This is a genomic window from Streptomyces sp. 2A115, from assembly GCF_052245575.1.
In the GTDB taxonomy this organism is placed as follows: domain Bacteria; phylum Actinomycetota; class Actinomycetes; order Streptomycetales; family Streptomycetaceae; genus Streptomyces.
The window spans coordinates 1-18,236 of sequence record NZ_JBQQCG010000030.1 but is presented as its reverse complement, the minus strand read 5'-3'; the positions used below and the strand labels follow the sequence as shown (position 1 = coordinate 18,236).

Genomic DNA, 18,236 nt, shown 5'->3' with positions numbered 1-18,236 from the left:
TCGCGACAGCCACCGGCCAAGAGGGAGCCGCATGTCCCTGATCACCACCCTCGCCCGCCTCGAAGCCGTCGACACCGGCCGGGCGCAGCCCCTCGCCACGGTGCGCCACCGGCATCTCTCCGAGCACCCGCTCGTCTTCGTGCCGCTCATCACCGCCGGTGAGGCCGGGGCGCCGCTGGGCGCGCTGGTCGGGACCGACCGGGACGCGCCGCGGCTGCTCGTCGTACCGCAGCCCCGGGACCGTGACCTGCGGTTCGCGTTCCTCGCGGAGCTGGCGGACATCGTGCTGCCGTACGTCGACTCGTACGCGCAGGACGTGGAGTCCGCCGAGCGCAACGAGACCGATCCGGAGACCGGCAAGCGGGTCAAGGTGGAGGTCGAACTGTGCGCGGACGCACCGCAGTTGATCGTGCCGAGCCGGTCGGGCATCGATCTCGTACGGCTGTTGGGGCGTTCCATGCGGTTCAGGCGCACCGCCGAGCAGGATCCGGAGACACCGCATCCGGCGCCGCCGCGCGTGCCGCTGCTCGGGCGGTGGCTGACGCATTTCGGGGAACGGGCCCGCGTGCCCGGTTCAGCGCTGCTGCTCGCGCTCACCGACGTACTGTCCCGGCACTGGGCGACCGGACAGAGCAGCCTGGAGGACCAGCACCTCGGGGCGCTGCTGGCCTGGATCGATCCTCCCGAGGGCGAGTCCGGCGCCGAGGCCGCGCTGCGGGCCGAGCTCCAGCGGGACCCCAAGGGACAGCTGGTCTGCCCGCCCGCCGGGCCCGCCACCGACCCGGCGTTCGACAACAAGCTGCTCGCCCCCGCCATCGAGCGCTACGACCGCGCGCGTACGGCACTCGCGGCCGCCGAGGACGGCATCCAGGCGGACGACCGACTCGGAGAACTCACCGCCGCCGAGCGGCAGATCCGCGACCTGGTGGCAAGCCGCACCCGTCCCACCTGGGACGCGGTGTGGCGCGGCCTCGACCTGCTGCGCGCGCTGCCCGAGGGCGCCCACGCGGCGGACCGATGGACCCGCGACCGCTGGTCGTTCACAGGCCACCGGGACCGCGTCCTCGCCGGAGAGCCCCCGCAGCCGCGCCGCGACGACGCGGTCACCGCCGCGAACAAGCTCGCCACGCGCGAGCGCGAACAGGCCCGCCTCGAAGCCCAGGAGGCCCTCGACGACCCACTCGTCATGGCCGGACGGCGCCTCGCCGGCGAGGCCTTCGCGGGCGAGGTCACAGATGTCGTCATGACGTACAGCGAGGGCAAGCGGCCCAGCCCCCGCCCCCTGGTGACCGTCCGCACGGACGACCGGCCGCACCTCGGCGAGCGCGCCAAGGTCTACCGCTCACTCGGCGGCAAGCCGCAGGCAGCCGAGTTCGTGGGGTACGCGGAGAAGGGCGAAACGGGGGCGTACGAGTCCGGTGGCGTCCCCGACGACAACGGCGCTCCCGACGACGACTGCGCCCTCGGTGGCAATGGCGCCCTGGTCGTCCTGCGTGTCGTCGACAAGATGGGCCGCGGCAAGGAGCCCGAGACCGGGTCGGTGCCGGAGAAGGGCGACCTCATCTGCTTCACGCTCTTCGAGCACGAACAGCGGGGCGGCGCGAAGCTGCCCGACCCGGAGGAGACGCCGTGGACCCACGGCGGGCCGCCGGGCGACACCTCCGCCCCGCCATCCGACCCGGTGACCGAAGAGGACGTCCTGTGACCACCGCGACCACTGCCGCCGGCTTCGACCCCGGCGCCGAAGCCGGCCGCGCCACCGACGCGATCCTGCGCGACACCCTGCACGGGACGCACCGCGGGGTCGTCGTCGACTCCCCGCCCGGCGCCGGCAAATCCACGCTCGTCGTCCGGGCCGCGCTCGAACTGGCCGAGGCCGGGCGCCCGTTGATGGTCATCGCGCAGACCAACGCGCAGGTCGACGACCTGGTCCTGCGGCTCGCCGAGAAGAACCCCGGGCTGCCCGTCGGCCGCCTGCACAGCAGTGACGCGGACCCTTACGACAAGGCGCTCGACGACCTGCCGAACGTCCGCAAGTCCGCGAAGGCCGGAGACCTCGCCGGGCTCGACGTCGTCATCTCCACGGCCGCGAAGTGGGCACACGTCAAGGGCGTCGAGCCGTGGCGGCACGCGATCGTCGACGAGGCGTACCAGATGCGGTCGGACGCGCTGCTCGCCGTGGCCGGACTCTTCGAGCGGGCGCTGTTCGTGGGCGACCCGGGCCAGCTGGACCCGTTCGCGATCGTCGGCTCGGAGCAGTGGGCGGGCCTGTCGTACGACCCCTCGGCCTCCGCAGTGACAACGCTCCTCGCCCACAACCCGGAGCTCCCGCAGCACCGTCTCCCCGTCTCCTGGCGGCTCCCGGCGTCGGCGGCGCCGCTGGTCTCGGACGCGTTCTACCCGTTCACGCCGTTCCGCAGCGGTACGGGCCACGGCGACCGCCGCCTCGCCTTCGCCGTCCCGTCGGACGGTTCGGGCCCGGACCGGGTCATCGACGAGGCGGCGGAGGCGGGTTGGGGCCTGCTGGAACTCCCGGCCAGACACACACCTCGCACGGACCCCGAGGCGGTACGCGCCCTCGCCCAGGTCGTACGCCGCCTGCTGGACCGAGGCGGCGCGGCGACCTCGGAGCGCTCCCCGGCCCCCGTCCCGCTCACCGCCGACCGCATCGCCGTCGGCACGGCGCACCGCGACCAGGCGGCGGCGGTCCGCTCGGCCCTGGCGGAGCTGGGCGTCCAGGAGGTGACCGTCGACACGGCGAACCGCCTCCAGGGCCGCGAGTACGACGTGACCGTCGTCCTGCACCCCCTCTCGGGCCGCCCAGACGCGACGGCGTTCCACCTGGAAACGGGCCGCCTCTGCGTCCTGGCGTCCCGCCACCGCCACGCCTGCATCGTCGTCTGCCGCGCCGGAGTCACCGACCTCCTCGACGACCACCCGTCCACGGAACCGGTCCAGCTCGGAGTCACGGTGAAGTTCCCGGACGGCTGGGAGGCGAACCACGCGGTGCTGGCGCATCTGTCGGAGCACCGGGTGGCTTGGGGGCAGTAAGGGAGCACGGGGTGTCGTGAGGGTGGCGCGGGGGCGTACATCCGGGCCGGTCAGCCGGGCCTTGGGCCCACTTGCGCGGTCAAGGGACAATGGACGATGGCCCCACCACACGGAGGGGTCGACCACCGTACGAGAAGGAGAAGTCATGGCGGAGCCCACGCCGCGTCGGAACGAGCCGCGGCTTCGCCCCGCGCCGCTGCTCTTCGAGCCCGCGGAGGCTGTCGCCGACCCTGAGCACTTCTTCGACCTGGAGTCGATCGACGACCCCCGGGCGCTGCTGTCCCGGGCCACGGAGCTGACCCACGCGTTCCGCGCGGCCACCGACCGCGCCGTCGAGTTCCAGGCGATGGCCGCCGCACAGCTCGCCGATCCCCGGCGGTTCGACCGGCTCACGCCCGCGGTGATCGCCGAGCAGGCCGAGTGGACCGAGGACTACGCGAAGAAGATGGTGGAGTTCGGACGGGAGCTGCTGAGCGGGGCGGACGCCGAGGGGTACGCCGACCCGATCTGAGGCACTCGCGCTGAGGCACTCGCGACCGGCCGCTCCCGACAAGCCGCCCCCTGGCGAGCCGTTCCGACGAGCCGCCCCGAAAGACCCCGCGGCATATGCCAGCCGCGCAAGATACTCCACCCCGCCCACCCCTGTCTCCGTTTCCGGCAACCCTCGGGAACGGCATCCTCACCCCCCGTAGACGTATAGCCATGAGCAGCACACGGAACCCGGCAAGCACCGTCTCCCAAAGCCCCGGCGAACCGTTCCCGGAGCGGTTCGCCCTCTCGGGCACCAGCTCGGACGTCAGCCCGGGCATCGGCTCAAGCGTCAGCTCGGACGTCAACGCGGCGGGCGCCGCCTGGCTCGCCTCGACAGGAACGTATCCGCGCAGCACGCTCGCCCTCTGGGCGGACCGCCCCACCGCCCCGGTGGTCCTGCCCTGCGGCTCCGCCTTCGACGTCGTCAATACCCCCGCGATCTTCGGCCGCCACATGCTCGACCGGTTGTGGGGCGAGGGCCCGGGGTCGGGTCCGGTGGCCGTGTACGGGGGGCGGATCCTCCTGTTCGCCGCTCCGGGCACCGCGCAGCGCCTGCCCTCGCTCCTGAAGTGGGAGGAGTGGGGATCCGGCGGCACCTCGGGCCGCGGCCGCTCGATCCCACCACTCCTCTGCCACGGCACCGGCGACGCGGTGACGGTCCCCGCCGCCCTGAACGCCGCGCCCGCGTCCGCGCCCGCCCACTGCCCCGACTCCCGCTGGCTCGTCGCCCCCGACACCCGTCGGCCGTGGCTGCCGGGTCCTGAGGTCCTGCTCTGGGCTGCCGTGCGGGCGGCCCGTGCGGCAGGATCCGGCGGAGGCGGCCCCAGGGCCGACGAAGGTGCGGTCGACCAGGTCCGTCCGAGGTGGGGGGACCAGGAGGCCCCCTTGACGGAGGCGCGGATATCGATTTTTCCTCCCGCCGATCAGGGTGCTAAGGTCTACGACGTCAGCAGGCGCCGCTAGCTCAGTTGGTTAGAGCAGCTGACTCTTAATCAGCGGGTCCGGGGTTCGAGTCCCTGGCGGCGCACAGACGGTGAAAAGCCCCTCGCGGAAGCGGGGGGCTTTTCGCATGCCCTCACGGCCTTCAGACGCCCGCGACAGATACCCCGGATACCCCGCGACCCGCACCAGAGCACGCTCAGCGCCGGGCACTGGCAGAGATGGTGACCGTCCACGCCCCCGAAGGCGTCCGGTCCCCCACCTCGATCCGTACGTCCTCGCCCGGCACGGTGAAGCTCTCCCCGATCCCCACCGGCGCGTCCGCGAGCGGAGGGTAGACCGAGCCCTCCCAGCAGGACTCGGACTCGGGGTGCGCGTCGACGACCTCGATCGGCCCGCCCCCGGACTCCGCCTCGCTGCGTACGCGGTAGACGAGTACGCCCTGCGAACAGATCGCCCCGTCGTTGCCGACCGGCGCCCGTGCCTCGAACGCGACCACGCTGTCCGCCCCGGTGCGCACAACCGCCAGCTTCGTACCGTTCCCGGATCCGAAGCCGCTCCCGGACCCGAAACCGCTCTCGGTTCCGAAGCCCATCGCCCCGGAAGCGCCCCCCGACACACTCGACCCACCAGGCCCACTGAACCCGCTCGGCCCGCTCGACCTGCTGGCCCCAACAGCCCCACCAGCCCCGAAGGAATCCGGAAAGATCTCCGACCCCGCCGCAGCCGCCCCCTCCCCTGCCCCCTCCCCCGGCCCGACCTCCAACGGCTCCAGCGTCAGCCGCGTACCCCCGTCTCCCGCGTCCCGCACACACGCCACCTGGCGCGGTTCCAGCCATCCGAGCTTCCACTTGTGCCAGCCGAACAGGTCGGGCGCGAGCCCGAACTGGCTGCCCATGAGGTCCCAGTCGCCGACGTACGTGTCCCAGTCGGCCTTGCCGTCGGAGGGCCGTTGGTAGAGGTCGGGCAGGTCGAAGACATGGCCGGTCTCGTGGGCCAGCACCAGCCGGTCCGGCGGATGCTGCTCGAAGACCGTGACGACCCGGCGGATGTCCGTCCCGTCGGCCCGCAGCGGCGTGTCCAGGTTCACCACCTTCGTAGCGTCCGAGTCGACGCCCGGCGCGTCCGGATCGGCCACGAAGTAGACGATGTCGTAGCGGGAGAAGTCGACCCGGTCGTCCGCCGCGGCGAGGGCGTCACGCAGATACGCCGAGCGCCGTGCCGCGCTCCAGTCGCGCTCTATGGCGTACGAGGTGGAGGCCCGCGGCATCCGGATCCAGTCGCCGAGCGGGTGCGGGCGCAACTGGAACTTGCCGTACGAGGCCCGTTCGAAGAAGCGGCTGGTGGCCGGGAAGTAGTCGGCCGTCAGTTCGGCGGGGGTCGTGAGCGGGTCGGCGTCCGGGAAGGAGAGGAAGACCATCACGGCGTCGAGACGGCGGGTGGGGCGCGGATATGCGGCGTTCCAGGTGTCCAGGCCTTCCGAGTGGTGGGCCTCGGTCCGCTCCAGAGCGCACGGCATCGAGAGGGGGACGGCGTTCGAAGGGCCCGTCACCAGGGATGTGGCGGCGAGCGCGGTCATGGAGGTGAACGCGGCCGCGGGCCCACGCCAATTCGGCCCGCGCCAGTCCGGGCCACGCCAGTCCGATCCCCACCGGCCCAGAACACGCCAATCCGGAACACGGCGACCCAGAACACGTCGGCCCAGAACACGCCAGTCCGGAACACGCCAGTCCGGAACACGCCAGCAGGCGCCAAGCCGGCCCGGGCTGTGCCGACCGAGGCCCTTCCGACGGGGTCGAACCCCGCCACGGGTGAGCCCCTTGAGGGGGAGCAGACGCGGCACGTCGACCTCCGGATGCGGAATTCGGGATACCGCACCCAGCCTGTTCCGTTTTGATCAGTTACGTCCTGTTTATCTGCACCAAAGGAGTGAGAGGGCCGACATTCGACCGAGAACACCGGGGAGCACCAGGGGGGCGCCCAGTCACGCCGACACCCCGAGCACTCACGGAACGTCACAAGCGATCGGCCAGGAAAGGAACCCGTCCAGGTGCGGGCAGAAACGATCTGTCAAAGTGAGGCGTTCTTCCGGGACACTGAGGAGTAGCTGGAAGGGCCTACGGGCAAGCTCTATGATCGGCACACTTTCCTGCGCGGACACGGCTAGAGCGGCCGTCCACCACCGGCCGACCACCCGACGAGACCTGTACGACGAACGAGTGCACAGCGGGAGCGAACGGTGAGCGGAACGTCCGATGGGCCGGCACCCACGGCAGATCTCGTCCGACCGACCGTCACAGAGAGTCACATCACGACCTCTCCTCACGCCGGGACCCCTCCTCACGAGGAGCGGGCCCCACGCGTCGAGCCCCTGGTCGGCCCCTCGATCGGTCCTTCGATCGGTCCTTCGATCGGTCCTTCGATCGGTCCTTCGATCGACCCCTTGACCAGCCCCTCGATCGCGTCGGCGCCTCCACCCGAGGCCGAAGCCGACGAAGCCCACTCCGCCGTCGACGTCGGAGCCGGAGTCGGAGCCGGAGTCGGAGCCGGAGCCGGAGTCGGAGCCGGAGCCGGAGTCGATGCCCGCACCTTTCGCGCCACCTTCGCCGCCGCCCCCCTCGCGATGGCCGTGGTCGGCCGCGACGGCTTGGTCGTCACGGCCAACGACACGCTGTCCGCGCTGCTCGGCGCGGGCCCGGAAGGGCTGACCGGCCGGATCGCCGCCGACCTGGTGGACCTGGCCTCGGACGCCCGCACCTGGCACGCGTACCGCGAGGTGCTCCGCGGCCGCCAGGCCCGCCTGCGCTGCACGCGTCGGCTGAAACACCCCGACGGCCACTCGCTCTGGGCCCAGGTGACGGTCAGCCCCCTGCCCGAGGAGGAGCAGGCGGTCCTGCTCTCGGTCTCCGACATCAGCGCCCGCCGCGAACTCCAGGCCCGGCTACGGCACTTGCAGATGCACGACGCGGTGACACGGCTGCCCAACCGCACGCTCTTCTTCGAGCGCCTGTCGGCCGCACTGGAGGCGGAGACGTACGAGGAGTCCGGCACCGGCCGGATCGGGCTCTGCTATCTGGACCTGGACGGCTTCAAGGCGGTCAACGACACGCTCGGCCACCGCCTCGGCGACCGGCTGCTCGCGGCCGTCGCGGAGCGGCTGACGCGCTGCGCGAACGCGGCCGGGTACGCGAGAACGGCCACGCCGCTGGTCGCCCGGCTCGGCGGCGACGAGTTCGCACTGCTGGTCGAGGACTCGACGGGTACCGAGCAGCTGGCGGACCTGGCCGAGTCCGTACTGAAGTCCCTCCAGGCGCCCTTCGACCTCTCCGGGCAGCGGCTCTCGGTCTCGGCCTCGATCGGTGTCGTCGAGCGGCACGCGGCGGGCAACACCGCCACCGGTCTCATGCAGGCCGCCGACACGACGCTGTACTGGGCGAAGGCCGACGGCAAGTCCCGCTGGACGCTCTTCGACCCGGAGCGCAACGCCCACCGCATGACCCGCCAGGCCCTCTCCTCCACCCTCCGGCCCGCCGTCGAGAAGGGTGAATTCGCCCTGGAGTACCAGCCGTTGGTCTGCATGGAGGACGGCGGCGTGAGCGGGGTCGAGGCACTGGTCCGATGGAACCATCCTCAGTTCGGCACACTGACGCCGAATCGGTTCATCGGATTGGCGGAGGAGGACGGTTCGATCGTTCAGCTGGGCCGCTGGGTGCTGGCCACCGCCTGCCGGCAGGCCCGCCGCTGGCAGTTGGACCACCCGGACGCGGAGCCGCTCTTCGTCAGCGTGAACGTGGCGGTGCGTCAGGTCTGGGACTCCGACCTGGTGGCGGACGTGGCGGCGATCCTCGCGGAGACCGGACTGGCCCCGCACCTCCTCCAGTTGGAGCTCACCGAGTCCGCCGTGATGGGCTCCGCGGGCCGGCCGCTCCAGGCCCTCCAGGCGCTCAGCGACATGGGCGTACGCATCGCCATCGACGACTTCGGCACGGGCTACTCGAACCTCGCCTACCTCAGCCGCCTGCCGGTCTCGGTCCTGAAGCTCGACGGTTCGTTCGTGCGCGGTTTCCAGTACGAGGATTCGGGCGCCCATCCCAACCCGGCCGACGAGATCATCGTCGAGGCGATGATCCAGCTGGCCCACCGGCTCGGCCTGACGGTCACCGCCGAGTGCGTGGAGACGGCGGGCCAGGCCTCCCGGCTGCGGCGCATCGGCTGCGACACCGGCCAGGGGTGGCTGTACTCCCGGCCGGTGGCGGCGGATCGTATCTCCGCACTATTGGCAGCGGCGACCTGCCCTCAGCCCTGAGCCTTCACCTCGGTCTTCGGCAACTCGTAAGCGTCCGCGATCAGTTCGTACGAGCGCAGGCGTACGTCGCCGCTGTGGGCGTTGCCCGTGATCATCAACTCGTCGGCGCCGGTGCGCTTCTGGAGGTCGTCGAGGCCGGAGCGGACCTCGTCGGCGGTGCCGTGGATGACGTTCGCGTTCCAGGAGTCGATGAAGTCCCGCTCCATCGGGCTGAATTCGTACGCCTCGGCCTCCTCCGGAGTGGGGACCAGGCCGGGGCGGCCGGTACGCAGTCGGACCATGTTCAGCGCGGCGGCCATGACCTGGCGGCGGGCCTCCTTCTCGTCGTCCGTCGCGAGCGCGGAGACGCCGATGAGGGCGTACGGGGCGGACATGAGCGCCGACGGCTGGAAGGACTCGCGGTAGAGGTCCAGGGCCGGGATCGTGTTCTGGGCCGAGAAGTGGTGCGCGAAGGCGAACGGCAGGCCGAGGGCTCCGGCGAGGCGGGCGCTGAAGCCGGAGGAGCCGAGCAGCCAGATCGGGGGGCGGTTCGGGGACTGGACGCCACCGGGTGAGGTCGCCTGGATCGGGCCGGGGACGGCGTGGATCCGGCGGTACCGATGGCCGTCCGGGAAGTCGTCGTCCAGGAAGCGGGTGAGTTCCGCGAGCTGCTCGGGGAAGTCGTCGGCGCCCTCGTTAAGGCGCTCCGTGCGGCGGAGGGCGGCGGCCGTGGCCCCGTCCGTGCCCGGGGCTCGGCCGAGGCCGAGGTCGACGCGGCCCGGGGCCATGGCTTCGAGCGTGCCGAACTGCTCCGCGATGACCAGGGGGGCGTGGTTCGGGAGCATCACGCCGCCGGAGCCCAGGCGGATGCGGTTCGTGTGGGCGGCGAGGTGGGCGAGGATCACGGCCGGGGAGGAGGAGGCGACGCCCGGCATGGAGTGGTGCTCAGCCACCCAGTAGCGGTGGTAGCCACGGTTCTCTGCGAGGCGGGACAGGTTGACGCTGGTCTGTAGGGCGTCGGTTGCGGTTCGGCCCGCGCCGACGGTGACCAGGTCCAGTACGGAGAGTGGCACCGGGGCGGTGCCCGCTGCCTTGCCTCGGATTTCGTGGGGCGTCGTCTGGTCCGCTGCCGGCACGGGGGCCTCCTGTTTCGTACGTCTCGCTTTCGCGGGGTACGAACAGGAGGATGGCTCCGCTTATTCCCGGGTGAAGTGATGTGCGGGTTCGTGTGGGGGGGCTGGTCGCTCCCCCACTCTCGGCTTCGCTCGAGCGGGGGACCTCCATCGCGGCGGAGCCGCACGATGTCACAGCCCCGCGCCCCTTACGGGACGCACCCTTGACGTGACGACTAGACCTGCACGATCGGTTCCTTCGTGAACAGCGTGCCCAGCTCGGGCGCGTTCACCCTGCGGTCTGCCAGGCGTAGGGCCTCCCAGACCGTGACCTGGTTGGCGGTGAGGATCGGCTTTGACAGTGCCTTTTCCAGGTCGGAGATGTAGGAGGCCGTGTGGAGGGCGGTGTCCGGGAGGAGGACCGCGTCCGCCGACGGATGGTCGCCCTCCTCGGCCAGGAACAGGACCTCGTCCCGGCCCCACGTCCCGACCTCGGCCGCCGTGATGATGCCGCTGCCGCTGACCGAGACCACCTCGATCCCCGCGGCCGTCAGGAACTCGGCGAAGAGAGCGGCCACGTCGTCCGGGTAGGTGGCGGCGATCGCGACCCGCCGCGCGCCGACCTCGGGCACGGCGTGGGCGAAGCCGAAGGACGTCGAGGAGGCGGGCATGCCTGCCGCCAGGGCCAGCGAGCGGACCTGGTCGTGGGCGCCCTCCCAGCCGTACACGAAACTGCCGCTGGTACAGGCCCAGACCACCGCCTCGGCCCCGGACAGCCGAAGCTCCTCGACCCCGGCGGCGAGCCGGTCCGTCGAGCCCATCTCCAGCAGGGCGTCCACGCGGTGGGCGTCCTCGCCGATGTCCGTGTGGACGAGCGGGAGGCGGATGTCGCTGCCCAGGAGCTGCTCGATGCGCGGATAGTCGTCCTCGGCCGAGTGGCCCGGGTAGAGGAATCCGAGAGCCGTCATGCCCAACCTTCCTGTTCTTCCGGCAGTGCGGGCGGTACGGGCCGCTGCCGCGCCGACTCGTCGATCAGCGCTTGATACGGCCCTACCGCTCGGGTACCCAGATGGCGCAGCGCGGCCCACATCGTCACCTGGTTGGCCGAGATCACCGGAATGCGCAGTTCGGCCTCCAGCTGCGGGAGGACGTCGTACGTGGGGAGGTTGGTGCAGCTGATGAAGAGGGCGTCGGCGGAGCCGCGGATGGCACTGCGGGCCATGTCGACCACGTCTCGGTACGGGACTTTCCAGATGTGCCTGGTCAGGCCCATGTAGGCGCGGCCGGTGACCCTGATGCCCGCCTCGGCTAGGTAGTCCTCCAGGGACTGGGTGACCGAGATCGTGTAGGGGGTGACCAGCGCGACCCGTCGCGCGTCGAGTTCGTCCAGTGCCTGCAGGAGCGCGCCGGACGTGGTCACGGAGGGCATCGCGCCCGCTCGGGTCATGGCCTCGCACATCGCGCGCTCGCCCGCGATGCCGCCGACGAAGCTGCCCGACGTGCAGGCGTACGCGACGATCTCCGGCTCGACGGCGTTCAGCGCGCGCACCGCGTCACCGAGTGTCTCGTGCTCGCTGACCAGGCGTGCCAGGTCGAGACTGACCTCGACAGGCACGTACGGGGTGCGTGTGACGTGCAGCGATACATGGTCGGGCACCCACCGCCACAGCTCGCGGTCGAGGGCGAAGTCGAACGGTGCGACGACACCGACACCCCTTTGAGGGTGTGGTCCGCCAAGGAAGGAGACGTCCATGAGCAGCCCCAAACTCAGGTCGAGCGAGCGGTGGAGACCGGCCGGGAGGCCGGGGGGACACAAGCCGGCGCGTGCCGGGACGTCGGGACAGGGGAGTACACGCAGGGACGGGAATCAGACTGAAACGGGCCCCTGTTGACGAAGGTAGGTTCCGGTGCGAGCGTGGTCAATCCGCGCATCTCAGACGGCTTGGCCGTGTCCCGCGAGAGTGCCCCCAGACTCAGAGAAGCGGACCCGCATTGCGAAACGGTTTCCCCCCGATGACCGCTCCCACGTCCCCGCACATGGCCGAAAAAACGACGCTGCTCGTGCTGGACGCCGAGCCGCCGCCCCGGCTCGGCCGGCTGACCGGGCGCGTACGGATCGAGCACGCCGACGAGTCGACGCTGGCGTCGCTCCTTCCCGCGGCGGATGTCCTGCTGGTGTGGGACTTCACCTCGCACGCGGTGCGCCGGGCCTGGCCCGGTGAGGGGCCCCGGCCGCGCTGGGTGCACACGGCGAGCGCGGGCGTGGACCACCTCATGTGCCCCGAGCTCGCCGCGTCCGACACGGTGGTGACCAACGCGCGCGGCGTCTTCGACCAGCCGATCGCGGAGTACGTGGCCGCGCTGGTCCTGGCGATGGCCAAGGATCTGCCGCGCACGTGGGAGCTCCAGCGCGCCCGGGAGTGGCGGCACCGCGAGTCGCAGCGGATCGCGGGCACGCGCGCGTGCGTGGTGGGTTCCGGGCCCATCGGGCGGGCGATCGCGCAGACCCTGAAGGCTCTGGGCATCACGACGGCTCTCGTCGGGCGCACCCCGCGCTCCGGGGTCCACGGCCCCGAGGAGCTCGACCGGCTGATGGCCCGCGCCGACTGGGTGGTGTCGGCGGCGCCGCTCACGGCGGACACGTACGGAATGTTCGACGCGCGGCGCTTCGGGCTGATGCAGCCGTCGGCGCGCTTCGTCAACGTCGGACGCGGGCAGCTCGTCGACGAGGAGGCGCTGGCTCAGGCGCTGTCGCGGCGGTGGATCGCGGGGGCGGCGCTCGACGTCTTCGAGCATGAACCGCTGGGCCCCGGCAGCCCGTTGTGGGAGGTCCCCGGGCTGATCGTGTCGCCGCACATGAGTGGGGACACCGTGGGCTGGCGGGACGAGCTGGGCACGCAGTTCGTGGAGTTGTACGAGCGCTGGGAGGCGGGGAAACCGCTGACGAACGTGGTCGACAAGTCGCGTGGGTACGTACCAGGACACTGAAGTCTCGCCGGCTGGAGGACGGATGACGGAGCTCACGGAACTCACCGAGCTGACCGCGGTACAACTCGTCGACGGCTACCGCAAGGGCGAATTCAGCCCTGTGGACGCGACGCGCGCGGCCCTGGAACGGGCGGAGCGCATCCAGCCGACCATGAACGCGTTCGTCCGCGTCGACGCGGACGACGCCCTCACGCGGGCGGCCGAGTCGGCGGACCGCTGGCGGCGCGGAGAGCCCGCGGGCCTGGTGGACGGGGTTCCGGTCACCGTCAAGGACATCCTGCTGCTGCGTGGCGCCCCGACCCTGCGCGGCTCCAAGGCCATTGATCCACAAGGCCGTTGGGACGAGGACGCCCCCTCGGTCGCCCGGCTGCGCGAGCACGGCGCCGTCTTCCTCGGCAAGACGACGACACCCGAGTTCGGGTGGAAGGGCGTCACGGACTCACCGCTGTCCGGGGTGACGCGCAATCCGTACGACGCCTCACGCACGGCGGGCGGCTCCAGCGGCGGGAGCGCGGCCGCCGTGGCGCTGGGCGCGGGGCCGCTGTCCCTCGGCACGGACGGTGGCGGGAGCGTGCGTATCCCGGCGGCCTTCTGCGGGATCTTCGCGCTGAAGCCGACGTACGGGCGGGTGCCGCTGTATCCCGCGAGCGCGTTCGGGACGCTCGCGCACGTGGGGCCGATGACGCGGGACGCCGCCGACGCGGCGCTGCTGCTGGACGTGATCAGCGGGTCGGACTCCCGCGACTGGTCAGGGCTCGGGCCGCCGACCGGGCCCTTCTCGGACGGCTTGGACGGCGGGGTGCGCGGGCTGCGGGTCGCGTACTCGCCCTCGCTGGGCGGCCAGGTGGCCGTGCAGCCGACGGTCGCGGCGGCGGTACGGCGGGCGGTGGAGGGGCTGGCCGCGCTCGGCGCGTACGTCGAGGAGACCGAACCCGACGTCACCGACCCCGTGGACGCCTTCCACACCCTGTGGTTCAGCGGCGCCGCCCGGGTGACCCAGCACCTCGGACCCCACCAGCGGGCACTGCTCGACCCGGGGCTGCGGGAGATCTGCGCGACCGGCGCCGGCTTCAGCGCGCTCGACTACCTCGCCGCCGTGGACGTCCGCATGGATCTCGGGCGGCGGATGGGGCGGTTCCACGACACGTACGACCTGCTGGTCACGCCGACGCTGCCGCTGACCGCGTTCGAGGCGGGGGTGGAGGTGCCGCGCGGTTCGGGGCACCGGCGCTGGACCGGCTGGACACCGTTCACGTACCCGTTCAACATGACGCAGCAGCCGGCGGCGACCGTCCCCGTCGGGGTGGACGGGGACGGTCTGCCGGTGGGGATGCAGATCGTGGCCGCGCGGCATCAGGACGCGCTTGTCCTGCGGACGGCTCACGCGCTGTATTCGGCGGGGGTCGCGGGGATCGCACCCCCGGCTGAGGCGCGAGGGGCCGCGCCCCTTTAGGGGCACGGGCCCTGACGGGGGCGCGGGCCCTGACGGGGGCGCGGGCCCTGACGGGGGCGCGGGCCCTGACGGGGGCGCGGGGAACTGCGTGACCAGCCACAACCGGCCCGCAGTGTCCCCACCACCCGCGGAGCGCTCCGGCTCAGACCCTCCGGAAACTCAGCGTCTCCCCCAACGCTCCCGCGCGCCACAGGTCGTTGCACGCCTCCGCCAGCTCGTCCAGCCCCTCCACGACCTGCCCCCACACGATGCCCGGCACCCACCCCACATCCCCGTTGAGCAGCAGATTGTTGCGCTCGTAAAAAAGCGCGAGGTCGATCACCGGTGTGCCCGCCCGCACGCCGGAGGCACCCCCGTAGCCGTACGCCTGCGTCCCCAACTGGGTGCCCGAGAAGGAGAAGTAGCAGAGGTCGCCGGGGATGGGAGTGACGGTCGGGTTCTCCAGTGGTGGCTCCGACTCGGCGAAAGCCGGGAAAAGGGCATAGATCTCGTTACGGGCATACTTCGCGTGGTATACGTCGCCGCTCAGCGGAAGGGCGTCCCAGACCGCCGCACAGGTGATCGGGGCGCGGTCGTCGAGCAGTCGTGCCGTGCCGTGGACTTGCCGCTTGACCAGCGAGATTTCAATGAAACGATCGGCCATGCCCTCCATGGTCCCGCGCGGGTCAAGACCGCGTCGGCGCCACACAGGGCTGAAATCGATCTGCATAACTCGCTTGGTCCCGGGTAGCCGCGCGGCCATGGCTCCACCACTTGGGAATGACGCACGGGAAGAAGAGAAACGCGGCGTGAGCCGCCGGTCGTTGCTGGCGGGCGTCGCGGCACTCGGCGCGCTCGGAGCAGCCGGTTGCAGCCGGGTCGCCACCACGGCGGCCGGCGTGGAGGGCGGTGATCTCCTCGACCGCCTCAAGGCCCAGGGCGTCGTACGCCTCGGCATCGCGGGTGAGATCCCCTTCGGCTACATCGACAAGAACGGCGAGCTCACCGGCGAGGCCCCGGAGCTCGCGAAGGTCATCTTCAAACGGCTGGGGGTGGACAGCGTCCAGCCGGTGCCTACGGAGTTCGGCTCGCTCATTCCCGGCCTCAACTCCCAGCAGTTCGACGTCGTCTCCGCCGGGATGTACATCAACCCCGAGCGCTGCGAGCAGGTCATCTTCTCCGACCCGGACTACCAGATGCTCGACGCGTTCATCGTGCGCAAGGGCAACCCGAAGAACCTGCGCGACTACAAGGACGTGGTGCGGGAGAAGGCCAAGTTCGCCACCGGGACCGGCTACGCGGAGATCGGCTACGCGGTCGAGGCCGGGTACAAGCAGAGCGACATCCTGATCGTCCCGGACCAGGTCGCGGGTCTGAACGCCGTCGAGGCGGGGCGCGTCGACGTCTTCGCGGGGACGGCGCTGACCACCCGTGAGGTCGTCAAGAACTCCCGTACGACCGAGTCGACCGAGCCGTTCGCGCCACTCGTGGAGGGCAAGCCGCACGTCGACGGCGGCGGCTTCGCGTTCCGCCCGACGGAGACGAAGCTGCGGGACGCCTTCAACGTGGAGTTGCACAAGATGAAGGAGAGCGGCGAGCTGTTCCGCATCCTCAAGCCCTTCGGTTTCACCGAGAAAGAGATGACCGATATGACCGCGAAGGAGTTGTGCGGCGGATGACATCGGGACTCTGGGAACTCGTACTGAAGGGGATCTGGACCACCATCCAGCTGCTGGTCTTCAGCGCGCTGCTGGCCGCGGCCGTCTCCTTCGTGGTGGGCATCGCGCGCACCCACCGGCTCTGGATCGTCCGCTTCCTCGCGGGCCTCTACACCGAGGTGTTCCGCGGCACCTCCGCGCTGATCATGATCTTCTGGGTGTTCTTCGTGCTGCCGCCCGCCTTCGGCTGGCAACTCGTCCCGATGTGGGCGGGCACGCTGGCGCTCGGGCTCACGTACGGGGCGTACGGCTCCGAGATCGTGCGCGGCGCCCTGAACTCCGTCGACCCGGCACAGCGTGAGGGCGGCATCGCGCTGAGCTTCACGCCCTGGCAGCGGATGCGGCTGATCCTGCTGCCGCAGGCGGTGCCGGAGATGATCCCGCCGTTCTCGAACCTGCTGATCGAGCTGCTCAAGGGCACGGCGCTGGTCTCCGTGATGGGCATGGGCGACCTGGCGTTCAGCGGCAACCTGGTGCGGCTCGCGCTGCAGGAGAGCGCGGAGATCTACACGTACGTCCTGCTGATCTACTTCGTGATCGCCTTCCTGCTCACGCGGCTCATGCGCGGTCTGGAGCGACGGCTGAAGGCCGGGGTCGGCAAGGCGCCGGAGCTCCGCAAGATCCCGATGCCCCGGCCCGAGACCACCGGAGTCGGCGCGGGCGGAGGTGCCTCATGAAATGGGACTGGAGCGCCGTCGGCGACTTCATGCCGCACTTCTGGGACGGACTGCTGGTCACCCTGCAGGCCCTGGTGCTCGGCTCGCTGATCTCCTTCGCCCTCGGTCTGGTGTGGGCGCTGCTGATGCGGGCGCCGACCCGCTGGGTGCGCTGGCCGGTGGGAGTCGTAACGGAGTTCATCCGGAACACCCCGCTGCTGGTGCAGCTGTTCTTCCTCTTCTATGTGCTGCCCGAGTGGAACATCACGTTCTCCGCGCTGACCACCGGTGTCGTCGCGATCGGCCTGCACTACTCGACCTACACGATGCAGGTCTACCGGGCCGGCATCGAGGCGGTGCCCCCCGGCCAGTGGGAAGCGGCCACGGCACTGAACCTGCCCCTGCGGCACACCTGGACCGCGGTGATCCTCCCGCAGGCGATCCGCCGGGTCGTGCCCGCACTGGGCAACTACGTCATCTCGATGCTCAAGGACACCCCGATGCTGATGACGATCACCGTGCTGGACATGCTCGGTGAGGCGCGGCTCTTCGCCCAGCAGAACTTCCAGTTCACGGAGCCGCTCACGGTCATCGGCGTGGCCTTCATCCTCATTTCCTATCCGGCTTCCCTCCTCATGCGAGCCCTGGAGCGACGTCTTGTCCGCTGACACCCCTTTGATGAAAGACCCCGACGCGGGCGCCAACCGACCGGTGGACGGCAGCGAGCTGATCCGTTTCGACCAGGTCACCAAGCGTTTCGGGGACAACGTCGTCCTCGATCACCTCGACTTCTCGGTCGACTCAGGCAAGCACGTCACGCTGATCGGGCCCTCCGGCTCCGGCAAGACGACGATCCTGCGCCTGCTGATGACGCTGACCAAGCCCGACGAGGGCACGATCAAGGTAAACGGCGACTACCTCACCCACGAGGAGAAGAACGGCAAGCTCGTCCCGGCCGGCGAGAAGCACATCCGCGAGGTCCGCAAGAACATCGGGATGGTCTTCCAGCAGTTCAATCTCTTCCCGAACATGAAGGTGCTGCGCAACCTCACCGAGGCGCCGGTCACCGTGCTCGGCATGTCCAAGGACGCGGCCGACGAACGGGCGCGCGACCTGCTCGAACTGGTCGGCCTGACGGAGCACGTCGACAAGTACCCGAGCCAGCTCTCCGGCGGCCAGCAGCAGCGCGTCGCGATCGCGCGGGCCCTGGCGATGCGCCCCCAGGTGCTGCTCCTGGACGAGGTGACCTCCGCGCTCGACCCCGAGCTGGTCGCGGGCGTCCTCGACGTACTGCGGGACATCGCGCGCACCACGGACATCACGATGCTCTGCGTGACGCACGAGATGAACTTCGCCCGGGACATCTCGGACCAGGTGCTGATGTTCGACTCGGGCCACGTCATCGAGTCCGGAGCCCCGGAGAAGATCTTCGGCGATCCCGACCACGACCGGACCCGCGAGTTCCTGAGCGCGGTCCTGTAACCGAATACACCGGACACCCTGATCCGACCCGCGCCGGGGGGC

16 protein-coding genes and 1 tRNA gene are annotated in these 18,236 nt (G+C 70.9%); 12 read left to right on the top strand and 5 right to left on the bottom strand.

All coding sequences use genetic code 11. The features are described from left to right. The first annotated feature begins 31 nt into the window (after positions 1-31). The 5 genes from ACTWQR_RS25200 (at position 32) to ACTWQR_RS25180 (ending at position 4,609) form a co-directional block, all read left to right on the top strand. Positions 32-1,705 carry a hypothetical protein gene (locus ACTWQR_RS25200; RefSeq protein ID WP_443229431.1) on the top strand — a complete coding sequence of 558 codons (1,674 nt, stop codon included), beginning with the start codon at positions 32-34 and terminating at the stop codon, positions 1,703-1,705. Beyond that, positions 1,702-3,051: an AAA domain-containing protein gene (locus ACTWQR_RS25195; protein ID WP_443229430.1), complete on the top strand. Its 1,350-nt coding sequence runs from the start codon at positions 1,702-1,704 to the stop codon at positions 3,049-3,051. The genes ACTWQR_RS25200 and ACTWQR_RS25195 overlap by 4 nt, the downstream gene beginning before the upstream one ends. 145 nt (positions 3,052-3,196) lie before the next feature. Continuing rightward, positions 3,197-3,562 carry a hypothetical protein gene (locus tag ACTWQR_RS25190; protein WP_443229429.1) on the top strand — a complete coding sequence of 122 codons (366 nt, stop codon included), beginning with the start codon at positions 3,197-3,199 and terminating at the stop codon, positions 3,560-3,562. Positions 3,563-3,753: 191 nt separating this feature from the next. Further along, entirely contained in the window at positions 3,754-4,545 is a 792-nt protein-coding gene (locus ACTWQR_RS25185; RefSeq protein ID WP_443229428.1) for a bifunctional DNA primase/polymerase, read from the top strand. After that, positions 4,536-4,609: transfer RNA gene (locus ACTWQR_RS25180), tRNA-Lys, on the top strand. The genes ACTWQR_RS25185 and ACTWQR_RS25180 overlap by 10 nt, the downstream gene beginning before the upstream one ends. Positions 4,610-4,720: 111 nt before the next feature. Here ACTWQR_RS25180 and ACTWQR_RS25175 read toward each other — a convergent pair. Next, complete coding sequence (locus ACTWQR_RS25175; RefSeq protein ID WP_443229427.1) at positions 4,721-6,100, bottom strand: M6 family metalloprotease domain-containing protein; 1,380 nt, start codon at positions 6,098-6,100, stop codon at positions 4,721-4,723. 660 nt (positions 6,101-6,760) lie between these two features. Between ACTWQR_RS25175 and ACTWQR_RS25170 the strand changes: the two genes are divergently transcribed. After that, complete coding sequence (locus ACTWQR_RS25170) at positions 6,761-8,827, top strand: putative bifunctional diguanylate cyclase/phosphodiesterase (RefSeq protein ID WP_443229426.1); 2,067 nt, start codon at positions 6,761-6,763, stop codon at positions 8,825-8,827. On the opposite strand, the gene ACTWQR_RS25165 is transcribed toward ACTWQR_RS25170, so the two are convergent. From ACTWQR_RS25165 to ACTWQR_RS25155, 3 genes are all read right to left on the bottom strand, one after another. Then, on the bottom strand, positions 8,818-9,942 hold the full coding sequence (locus tag ACTWQR_RS25165; RefSeq protein ID WP_443229425.1) for an LLM class flavin-dependent oxidoreductase: 1,125 nt from the start codon (positions 9,940-9,942) through the stop codon (positions 8,818-8,820). The two genes, ACTWQR_RS25170 and ACTWQR_RS25165, sit on opposite strands and share 10 nt — an antisense overlap. Before the next feature lie 212 nt (positions 9,943-10,154). After that, positions 10,155-10,886, bottom strand: coding sequence for a maleate cis-trans isomerase family protein (locus ACTWQR_RS25160; protein WP_443229424.1), 732 nt, complete (start codon positions 10,884-10,886; stop codon positions 10,155-10,157). Then, positions 10,883-11,671, bottom strand: coding sequence for a maleate cis-trans isomerase family protein (locus ACTWQR_RS25155; protein WP_443229423.1), 789 nt, complete (start codon positions 11,669-11,671; stop codon positions 10,883-10,885). Before ACTWQR_RS25155 ends, ACTWQR_RS25160 begins: the two co-directional genes overlap by 4 nt. Before the next feature lie 260 nt (positions 11,672-11,931). Here ACTWQR_RS25155 and ACTWQR_RS25150 point away from each other — a divergent pair, with 260 nt between their 5' ends. Continuing rightward, positions 11,932-12,906, top strand: coding sequence for a D-2-hydroxyacid dehydrogenase (locus ACTWQR_RS25150; RefSeq protein ID WP_443229422.1), 975 nt, complete (start codon positions 11,932-11,934; stop codon positions 12,904-12,906). Between the two features lie 22 nt (positions 12,907-12,928). Beyond that, entirely contained in the window at positions 12,929-14,359 is a 1,431-nt protein-coding gene (locus tag ACTWQR_RS25145) for an amidase (protein WP_443229421.1), read from the top strand. 142 nt (positions 14,360-14,501) lie between these two features. On the opposite strand, the gene ACTWQR_RS25140 is transcribed toward ACTWQR_RS25145, so the two are convergent. Continuing rightward, on the bottom strand, positions 14,502-15,002 hold the full coding sequence (locus tag ACTWQR_RS25140) for a DUF3830 family protein (protein ID WP_443229420.1): 501 nt from the start codon (positions 15,000-15,002) through the stop codon (positions 14,502-14,504). Between the two features lie 97 nt (positions 15,003-15,099). Between ACTWQR_RS25140 and ehuB the strand changes: the two genes are divergently transcribed. Genes ehuB through ehuA form a run of 4 tightly spaced genes read left to right on the top strand, consistent with a single transcriptional unit; the run spans position 15,100 to position 18,194 of the window. Further along, the gene (ehuB, locus tag ACTWQR_RS25135; RefSeq protein ID WP_443229419.1) at positions 15,100-16,017 is read left to right on the top strand and encodes an ectoine/hydroxyectoine ABC transporter substrate-binding protein EhuB; all 918 of its coding nucleotides are present in this window, start codon (positions 15,100-15,102) and stop codon (positions 16,015-16,017) included. After that, a complete protein-coding gene (gene ehuC / locus ACTWQR_RS25130; protein ID WP_443229418.1) occupies positions 16,014-16,733 on the top strand; it encodes an ectoine/hydroxyectoine ABC transporter permease subunit EhuC in 720 nt (239 codons plus the stop codon). The genes ehuB and ehuC overlap by 4 nt, the downstream gene beginning before the upstream one ends. Further along, complete coding sequence (gene ehuD, locus ACTWQR_RS25125; protein WP_443229417.1) at positions 16,730-17,380, top strand: ectoine/hydroxyectoine ABC transporter permease subunit EhuD; 651 nt, start codon at positions 16,730-16,732, stop codon at positions 17,378-17,380. The genes ehuC and ehuD overlap by 4 nt, the downstream gene beginning before the upstream one ends. Positions 17,381-17,390: 10 nt before the next feature. Continuing rightward, on the top strand, positions 17,391-18,194 hold the full coding sequence (gene ehuA / locus ACTWQR_RS25120) for an ectoine/hydroxyectoine ABC transporter ATP-binding protein EhuA (RefSeq protein WP_443229416.1): 804 nt from the start codon (positions 17,391-17,393) through the stop codon (positions 18,192-18,194). Positions 18,195-18,236: the final 42 nt, after the last annotated feature.

Bases quoted from the DNA above. Each gene is read 5' to 3' on its own strand.
- ACTWQR_RS25200 (WP_443229431.1), top strand. From the start codon at position 32: ATGTCCCTGATCACCACCCTCGCCCGCCTCGAAGCCGTCGACACCGGC.
- ACTWQR_RS25190 (WP_443229429.1), top strand. From the start codon at position 3,197: ATGGCGGAGCCCACGCCGCGTCGGAACGAGCCGCGGCTTCGCCCCGCG.
- ACTWQR_RS25185 (WP_443229428.1), top strand. From the start codon at position 3,754: ATGAGCAGCACACGGAACCCGGCAAGCACCGTCTCCCAAAGCCCCGGC.
- ACTWQR_RS25175 (WP_443229427.1), bottom strand. From the start codon at position 6,100: ATGACCGCGCTCGCCGCCACATCCCTGGTGACGGGCCCTTCGAACGCC.
- ACTWQR_RS25160 (WP_443229424.1), bottom strand. From the start codon at position 10,886: ATGACGGCTCTCGGATTCCTCTACCCGGGCCACTCGGCCGAGGACGAC.
- ACTWQR_RS25155 (WP_443229423.1), bottom strand. From the start codon at position 11,671: ATGGACGTCTCCTTCCTTGGCGGACCACACCCTCAAAGGGGTGTCGGT.
- ACTWQR_RS25150 (WP_443229422.1), top strand. From the start codon at position 11,932: ATGACCGCTCCCACGTCCCCGCACATGGCCGAAAAAACGACGCTGCTC.
- ACTWQR_RS25145 (WP_443229421.1), top strand. From the start codon at position 12,929: ATGACGGAGCTCACGGAACTCACCGAGCTGACCGCGGTACAACTCGTC.
- ACTWQR_RS25140 (WP_443229420.1), bottom strand. From the start codon at position 15,002: ATGGCCGATCGTTTCATTGAAATCTCGCTGGTCAAGCGGCAAGTCCAC.
- ehuB (WP_443229419.1), top strand. From the start codon at position 15,100: ATGGCTCCACCACTTGGGAATGACGCACGGGAAGAAGAGAAACGCGGC.
- ehuC (WP_443229418.1), top strand. From the start codon at position 16,014: ATGACATCGGGACTCTGGGAACTCGTACTGAAGGGGATCTGGACCACC.
- ehuD (WP_443229417.1), top strand. From the start codon at position 16,730: ATGAAATGGGACTGGAGCGCCGTCGGCGACTTCATGCCGCACTTCTGG.
- ehuA (WP_443229416.1), top strand. From the start codon at position 17,391: ATGAAAGACCCCGACGCGGGCGCCAACCGACCGGTGGACGGCAGCGAG.